The sequence below is a fragment of the Methylobacterium sp. E-016 genome (assembly GCF_022829745.1).
In the GTDB taxonomy this organism is placed as follows: Bacteria; Pseudomonadota; Alphaproteobacteria; order Rhizobiales; family Beijerinckiaceae; genus Methylobacterium.
Window position 1 is genome coordinate 1 of record NZ_JAKSYF010000165.1, and the last position, 7245, is coordinate 7245.

Sequence of the window (7245 nt, forward strand, 5' to 3'; positions counted from 1 at the left end):
GCGCCTACATCTCCACCTGCGTCCCCAGCTCGACGACGCGGGGTGGCGGGATCCGGTAGTAGTCGGGCGACCGCACAGCGTTGCGCGCCATGAACGCGTAGAGCGGCTCCTGCCATGAGGATAGCTCGGGGCGTAGCGACGGAACCGGCTTCTCTCGTCCTATGAAGAACGAGGCCGTATCCGGATCGACGCCTACTTCATCACGATGCAGCCTCAGCGCCGCCATCACATCAGGTTTCTCGGCGAACCCGAACGTGAGCCAGACCAAGCTGAAGCCAGCTGGCAGCGGCTCAATCTTGACGCGCTCCGACTCGGACACCCGTGGTGCCCGCTCTGTCGTCACCTTCAGCATTACCACCCGCTCATGCACCACCCCATTGTGGCGGACGTTCAGCGCAAGCGCCGCTGGGACGATCTCGGTCTGCTTCGTGAGATAGATGGCGGTGCCACGCATTCGGATCGGAGCGCCCGGCCGATCGAGGCCAGCAATGAAGTCCGTCATCGTGGCGGCGTCCTTGTCGCGTCGGTCGAAAGCAACAGCCCGACCCTTGCGCCACGTGAGCATCAGCGTGAGCGCCGCACTCCCGACCAGGAGCGGGAACCAGCCTCCTGCTGGAATTTTATGGATGTTGGCGCCGACGAAGGTCAGATCGAGCAGGAGGAACAGACCTGCGACTGGGAAGACCAGATAGGGTGGCCAGCGCCATAGGCCGTAGGCGACGGTGGCAACGAGGAGTGTGGTGACCATCATGTCACCTGCGACCGCGATGCCATAGGCATTGGCAAGCGCATCTGAAGAGCGAAAGCCGAAGACCAGACCGAGTACCACGGCGGCCAACAGCCAGTTGAGCTGCGGCACGTATACCTGTCCGATTGATTCCTTAGAGGTCTGTCGGATCTCGAGTCGAGGGATGGCTCCGAGTTGGATCGCCTGTTGCACGAGGGCGAATGCCCCAGAGAGCACCGCCTGACTCGCGATCACCGTGGCCAGCGTCGTAAGCCCAACGAAGGGAGCGAGCGACCAGCTCGGAAAGAGCAGGAAGAACGGATTGGCTGCCGCTGCAGGATCGGTCAGCACGAGGGCGCCCTGCCCGAGGTAGTTGAGCAAGAGTGCCGGTAGGACGAAAGCGAACCAATTGATCCGGATGGCGCCGCGGCCGAAATGGCCCATGTCGGCATACAGGGCCTCACCGCCGGTGAGCGCCAGGAAGACCGAGCCGAGAACCGCGAACGTGACTCCCGCACCCGCATGACCGACATAAGCCAGCGCGTATCGCGGATCGAAGGCGAGTAGGACACGCGGCTGCTGAAGCAGGTGGTACAGGCCGAACAGGGCCAGGGTGAGAAACCAAGCGGCCATCACCGGGCCGAACAGGAAGCCGACGCTGCCGCTCCCACGGCTCTGAATCGCGAACAGCCCGATTAGGACGACCGCCGCGATCGGCACGACGTAGGGCGTGACGACCGGAGTCACGAGCTGAAGACCCTCGATTGCGCTGAGGACCGAGATGGCTGGCGTGATCATCGCGTCACCGAAGAACAGGGACGCGCCGGCTAACCCAATGATGGCCAAGGCTGGCCGCAGCTTTCCAGCGACCGGCAGCGCCAGAGACAGCAGCGCCATGGTGCCGCCCTCACCCTGATTGTCCGCCCGCATGACGAACACGACGTACTTGAGCGCGACGATCAGAATGACAGCCCAAAACACCATCGACAGAACGCCGAAGACGGTCGTCTCGCTCGCGGTCTCGCCGGCGGCCTTCAGCGACTCTCGAAAGGCATAGATCGGGCTTGTACCGATGTCGCCGAACACCACGCCGAGCGCCCCCAGGAGCAATGCTGGTCGGACCGGATGCTCCGCGGCCGCTGGTGTCGACACGGCATCGGCGGATGAGGTCATCGGGCTTCCTGGGGAGTGCCAGCGGGCTTGATACCGTCTCGGTCTCAATCGCCAGCGAGGGCACTATGCAACGTGGCGGCTGGATACGCGATCAGGAACGAGAGAATAGAAAAGACTGATCGACAGGTGCGCACGCGAGGCTCACCGGGCCGAACCAAACGTCGATACAAAGGTCCTCGGCAGATGCCGCTTGCGATCGAGCGAGCCACTTGATCCGTGACTCGGTTTCACGTTATGTTCTCATGTCGATGCTGGCCTGAGCCAGTGATCGACATGCCATAGGGCAGGCCCGAGACAGGGTCAGCCGCGGGCCTTCGATCCGGATAGCCGGAGGAGCCCGCCCGCGTGTCGTTCGACATCTCTGCCCACAGAAAGCCAGGTCGCCGCTCGATTGTCGGCGCGCATCCGCAGCGTGATGCGATCGAAGCTGCCTGCGCCGCCGGCGTCAGCATACGCCGCGTGGCCGAGCGGTTCGAAATTCCCCGCATGTCGTTGTGGCGGTGGTGGCGAGGTCTGCCAACCGAGTACCGCGCCGCGCTCCGCGCCGCCGTCGCTGATCAAGATGATGCTCGGTGGCGTGAGGTCAGTGCAGGTCTGGCCGCCATCGCCCGGCGCTATCCGGATACGCGCGCGGCCATCGCCGACCTGACTCGACGCATTTGCCAACCACGGGCTCACCGCTCCGTCGGGGAGCGAACTCATGCCGCCTGAGACAGCCCATGCCAGAGATCTTCCGCAAGCGGTCACCTGCACACACAGCAAGGATGATCCGACCCAAGCGGACCTCTCCGCGAGAGCGGGGGTACAGTTCGCGATGGGACCGCCTCTCCAAAGCGTATCGGCGGGAGCATCCATTCTGTCAGTGGTGCGAGCAGATCGGTCGGCTGAGGCTCGTTGCAGTGGTCGACCACAAGGTCCCAGTCGTGGATGGGGGATCGGTGTTCGAGCCGCAGAACTGGTGGGGCCTATGCCTCCAGCATCACGGGCTCAAAACCGAGATGGAGAGGTACGCGCGTCTCCACGACCAAATCGATCGTCTCGTGATCTGGTGCGACGATCCTTCGGCGCGCCCAGCCCGGTTCGCAGTGCCAACGACATGAGATCCGCATGACCATGCCAGAGCTCCACATTAGAGAAGAAGCGCAGGATCACGTCCGGAACGCCATTGCGCATGGGTCGGGGTCAACCGGGACTTGGCTCTCGCGCTCACCGCCGCCGGCAACGTGATGATGCTGATCCTCGATGGTCGAACGGACCACATCGAGACCCGCATCCTGCGGCGGTGGTCGGACGCGATCGGCGAAAGGCTCAATCCTTTCCAGAAAGACGACGCATGCAGCTCCACACCCTGAACGCAGCCGGCAAGGCGCTCGCACCGCCCCGGCCCATTGATCGCCGCCGCCGCCGGCTCACACAGGTGCTCGGCCGCCACGTCGACCACAGCCGACCCTTCATGGTGGCCGTGCAGCGGATGAGCGACCCGCTGCAGCCGATCGAAGAAGCCTGGGTCGTCCGCGGTCGCGACAAGGCCGGCGCAGTGAAGCCGTGGCCCCGCCGCTACCTGCCGGCCGACGCGATCGTGGTGCTGGTCTACCTCCCGCGCGGCGGCGGCGCATCGTCGTCGTCCTCGGGGTCGAAGTCCCCGCTCAACATCGCGCTCGGCATCGCCGGGCTAGCGCTGATCGCGTTCGCCGGCCCGATCGCCGGCGCTCTGCTTCCGACGCTGGTTCTCGGCACGACGCCTGCGCTGCTGCTGACCGGCGGCCCCGTCATCGGCGCGACGGCGCTGCTCTCCATTACCGAACGCCTGAGGGCGACCAGCACCGAAGGACACCTGACCGATGACAGCGCTAAATTGCTTCGTCACGCCCGAGGCCGTGAACATCTCCACGGACGGCGCCGGCTACCTGATGGACGGCACGCCGCGCGGGCAGGGTCAGAAGGTGGCGTTGCTGGCGCACCTGCCGGCGGTGATCGCGGTGCGAGGCGCCTCGGCCTTCGTGCACATGCTGGGGGCGAGCATCAGCGCGCACTTCTTAGCCTTCGACGACCTCTTGCCCGAGGCGCCCGCGCTGTTCCGTGGCGTGCGGCGGCAGTACCGCCGCGAGATGGAACTCCGCGGCCTGGCTGACATCGCTCCGCGCGAGGCCGAATTCGTCATCGCTGGCTTCTCCACCGCCCGCGACCGAGTGGAGGCCTATGGGATGCACAGCAAGGCGTGGAACGGCGGCGAGCCATGGGCCCTCGTGCCGATTAGCGAAGGCGCTCTGTCGCCCGTGGATGATCAGGTGATGGCCGACTTCGACGCCATCGTGGACCGGATCGGTGATCCACGCCTGATGCCGGAAGCGGCCGCGGTGCAGATCATGGAATCGCAGCGGTCGCGCCCCTTCGTGCTTGAAGATGGCAAGAAGGTCGTCGGCGTTGGGGGATTCTGCCAGCTCACGACTCTGACGCGAGCCGGGATCACGAGCCGCATTCTGAAACGTTGGCTCGGCGCGGTGGCGGTCTGATGCCGGCCGCCCGCATCCCCAGCGCACTCGAACTGATGCGACTGCCGGCCGGCGACCGCGTCCTGCGGCTCCGGTGGCTCGTCCGCTGGCATCGCGATCGAGCAGCGGCCCACGAGGCGGCAGGATCACGGATGGGCGTCACGCGTCACCGGAACAGCCTGCGGAAGGTGATGACCGTGGCCGCACAATGCGAGGTGCAGATCTCGTTACGAGGCGGAGCGCAGTAGCAGCCGAAAGCCCGAGCCTTTGGAGGCTCTTCAAAGAGCCACTCGAAGAGGCTGCCCAAAGGAGGGTGACCCTCCTTACCGGCCCATAGGCTTCCGCCCCGACCCAGTGGGGCGGGAACATCGGCCCCCCGCCATTCAGCGGACCAGCCGTCGACCGCACCACTCTCGCTGCTCGCAGCAACGAATAGATGCGCCCCCCATCCGCGGATCCCCACGGGTTCGAGGCGGAGCTCCAGACAGTGGCCGTCCGTGGACGAGCAGCCCGAAAGCATCAACGACGTACGGCTAGGCCGGTACTGCCGACCTTGAACCGATCGCCATCAAGCTCCGGTCTCGCGCCTTCCGGCAGATACCAGCACCACCCCGGTCCCACCCCCGCCCTAGGACACAGCCACTCTGACCCTGCCCAGCAAACCAAAGGGGCCACGTACCCTCAGCCTCATCCATCACATCCCATTCGCTGTTCGCTTCAATCGGCATCGGCCAGCAAGGGGTGGGGGGTGTCGATTAATCGAAACGCATCGCGGCTTCAGGACCGGATGGGAAACCGATTCTCGCGGATCAAAATGAAAAAAAAACGGCGCCGTCGGCGATGAGCCACGCCATTTTCAGGGATCTGGGTGGACATAGGGCGCTCTGATCAGGGGCATCTAAGCGCTCATCGCCCCCCTCGCCTGTTTGCGAACTCAATTCATTGAGGGTCATTCAGCGCGCTCGAACGTTGGCGTTCCAGAGGGAGATACGCCGATGACCGACGAAACGCGTCACACACAGATGCGGCAGATCGTGGCCGGCTTGTCCGAAGGCGTGATCCTGATCGAGCCGGACCAGACGATCTCTTACGCGAACGCCGCCGCCGTGATGATGCATGGGGTCGCGGACTCCAGCGACCTCGGAGCAACCGTCTCCGAGTACCGCTCGAATTTCACGCTGCACTACCGCAACCACCGGGAGATCGGTCCGCTGCAGCACCCCCTCGACCGGGTGCTCGCCGGCGAGGTGTTCAGGGACGTCGTGGTGGAGTTGGTGCCGACCCGGGATCCATCACACAGGTGGATGCACCGTATTCGTAGTTTGGTGACTACGGATGCGGATGGCACGCCGAGCGGACTTGCCTTGGTCATGCAAGATGTGAGCGAACGCTACCAGGCCGAGGCTCGCTTCGAGCGCATGTTCAACGCCAACCCGGCCCCAGCGATCATCTGCCGGATCAGCGATCTGCGCTTCGTGCGGGTCAACCATGGTTTCCTCGACCTCACCGGCTACCATCGTGATGACGTGCTCGGTCGGACCTTCTGCGAAATCGATCTGCTGCGCGAGGCCGAGCGACGCGAGATGGCGATCCATCGCCTGCACGTGGGCCACACCATTCCGCAGATGGAGGCGCAACTTGCCACGCCTTGCGGGAAGGGCCGCTACGTGATCGTGGCCGGACACGCCATCGAGATGCCGGGCCCGGGCGGCATCGAACCGTGCATGCTGTTCACCTTCGCTGACCTAGAGGATCGCCGTAAAGCCGAGATGTCGCTGCGCCACAGCGAGGAGCGCTTCGCCAAGGCGTTCGACCTCTCGCCGGTGCCAAGCGCGCTAATGAGTGCGGACGGATTGGAGATTACCAGCGTCAACCAAGCCTTCGTCACCGCGTTCAGGCATGCCCCCGAGGCCGCGGATGGCCAATCGCTCACGGACCTTGCGCTCTGGGTCGATCGCGCCGAGCAGCGCAAGTTCTCACGCGATCTCAAGCGGCTCGGCAGCGTCCGAGGCTTCGAGGCCGTGTTGCAGGATGCGGCCGGCGCCGAGATCGACTGCTTCATCTCGGCCGACCGGGTGATCATCAACAACGAGGCCTGCGTGCTGTGCGTCCTGCAGGACATTACCGCCCGCAAGCGCTCGGAACGCGAACTGATCACCGCGATCGAGGCGGTGATGGCCGACGCGTCGTGGTTCAGCCATGGGGTGATCGACAAGCTGGCGACCCTGCGCAACCCGACCCGTTCCGGCCGGCCGTCGGTCGGGATCGAGAACCTGACGATCCGGGAGCAGGACATGCTCACGCGGATCTGTCAGGGGGCCACCGATCAGGAGATAGGGGCCGAGCTGAAGCTGTCGCCGAACACGGTGCGCAATCACGTCTCGGCGCTCTATCGCAAGCTCGGGGTCAACCGCCGCAGCGCCGTGGTGGTGTGGGCGCAAGAGCGCGGGATCGGCCCGAACACCCGGCACCTACTCTGAAGCGGGGGAAACCGTGACGGAACTACCAAGTCGGTTTGGTACAAATGTACTTTATGTAAATCGTCGGAACTTCGAGTAGAATTCCTTATTACGCAGTGGTAGCTCTGCTCATGCGGGCATCTCGGAAGATCATCCCCCTGGGTTGATATGAGGAGATCCGTGTGGCCGCGCGTCGGAAGGTGCTCTCTCCCGACCATATCCGGGCACTGATCAAGGAAGCCATCGGCATCAGCCGTCACGTCGCCGTGCCGATCGTCGCACTGGATCCGCTCGAACGTCTCCTCGACCTGCCGGCGCGGCCCTTCCAGCACCTGGGCGAACGCGCCCGCATTGAACATCAGCGCCCCACTTACATTGGATCGACCGTTGTTCC

At 64.6% G+C, this 7245-nt stretch carries 6 protein-coding genes; 3 read left to right on the top strand and 3 right to left on the bottom strand.

From position 1 onward, the window contains the following. Nucleotides 1-4: 4 nt before the first annotated feature. Together MKK68_RS24670 and MKK68_RS24675 are read right to left on the bottom strand one after the other, a co-directional pair. Entirely contained in the window at nt 5-1900 is a 1896-nt protein-coding gene (locus MKK68_RS24670) for a potassium transporter Kup (RefSeq protein ID WP_244033210.1), read from the bottom strand. A 300-nt stretch (nt 1901-2200) separates the two neighbouring features. Then, the gene (locus MKK68_RS24675) at nt 2201-2602 is read right to left on the bottom strand and encodes a hypothetical protein (RefSeq protein WP_244033211.1); all 402 of its coding nucleotides are present in this window, start codon (nt 2600-2602) and stop codon (nt 2201-2203) included. 491 nt (nt 2603-3093) lie between these two features. On the opposite strand from MKK68_RS24675, the gene MKK68_RS24680 reads away from it, so the two are divergent. The 3 genes from MKK68_RS24680 to MKK68_RS24690 all read left to right on the top strand — a co-directional run bounded on the left by MKK68_RS24680 (nt 3094) and on the right by MKK68_RS24690 (nt 6872). After that, a complete protein-coding gene (locus MKK68_RS24680) occupies nt 3094-3252 on the top strand; it encodes a hypothetical protein (protein WP_244033212.1) in 159 nt (52 codons plus the stop codon). A 489-nt stretch (nt 3253-3741) separates the two neighbouring features. Then, nucleotides 3742-4413, top strand: a complete 672-nt coding sequence (locus tag MKK68_RS24685; protein WP_244033213.1) for a hypothetical protein — start codon at nt 3742-3744, stop codon at nt 4411-4413. A 974-nt stretch (nt 4414-5387) separates the two neighbouring features. Continuing rightward, the gene (locus tag MKK68_RS24690) at nt 5388-6872 is read left to right on the top strand and encodes a helix-turn-helix transcriptional regulator (RefSeq protein WP_244033214.1); all 1485 of its coding nucleotides are present in this window, start codon (nt 5388-5390) and stop codon (nt 6870-6872) included. Here the strand turns inward: MKK68_RS24690 and MKK68_RS24695 are convergent. After that, complete coding sequence (locus tag MKK68_RS24695) at nt 6782-7210, bottom strand: BLUF domain-containing protein (RefSeq protein WP_244033215.1); 429 nt, start codon at nt 7208-7210, stop codon at nt 6782-6784. The two genes, MKK68_RS24690 and MKK68_RS24695, sit on opposite strands and share 91 nt — an antisense overlap. Nucleotides 7211-7245 lie beyond the last annotated feature (35 nt).

Bases quoted from the DNA above. Each gene is read 5' to 3' on its own strand.
- MKK68_RS24675 (WP_244033211.1), bottom strand. From the start codon at position 2,602: ATGAGTTCGCTCCCCGACGGAGCGGTGAGCCCGTGGTTGGCAAATGCG.
- MKK68_RS24690 (WP_244033214.1), top strand. From the start codon at position 5,388: ATGACCGACGAAACGCGTCACACACAGATGCGGCAGATCGTGGCCGGC.
- MKK68_RS24685 (WP_244033213.1), top strand. From the start codon at position 3,742: ATGACAGCGCTAAATTGCTTCGTCACGCCCGAGGCCGTGAACATCTCC.
- MKK68_RS24695 (WP_244033215.1), bottom strand. From the start codon at position 7,210: ATGTTCAATGCGGGCGCGTTCGCCCAGGTGCTGGAAGGGCCGCGCCGG.
- MKK68_RS24670 (WP_244033210.1), bottom strand. From the start codon at position 1,900: ATGACCTCATCCGCCGATGCCGTGTCGACACCAGCGGCCGCGGAGCAT.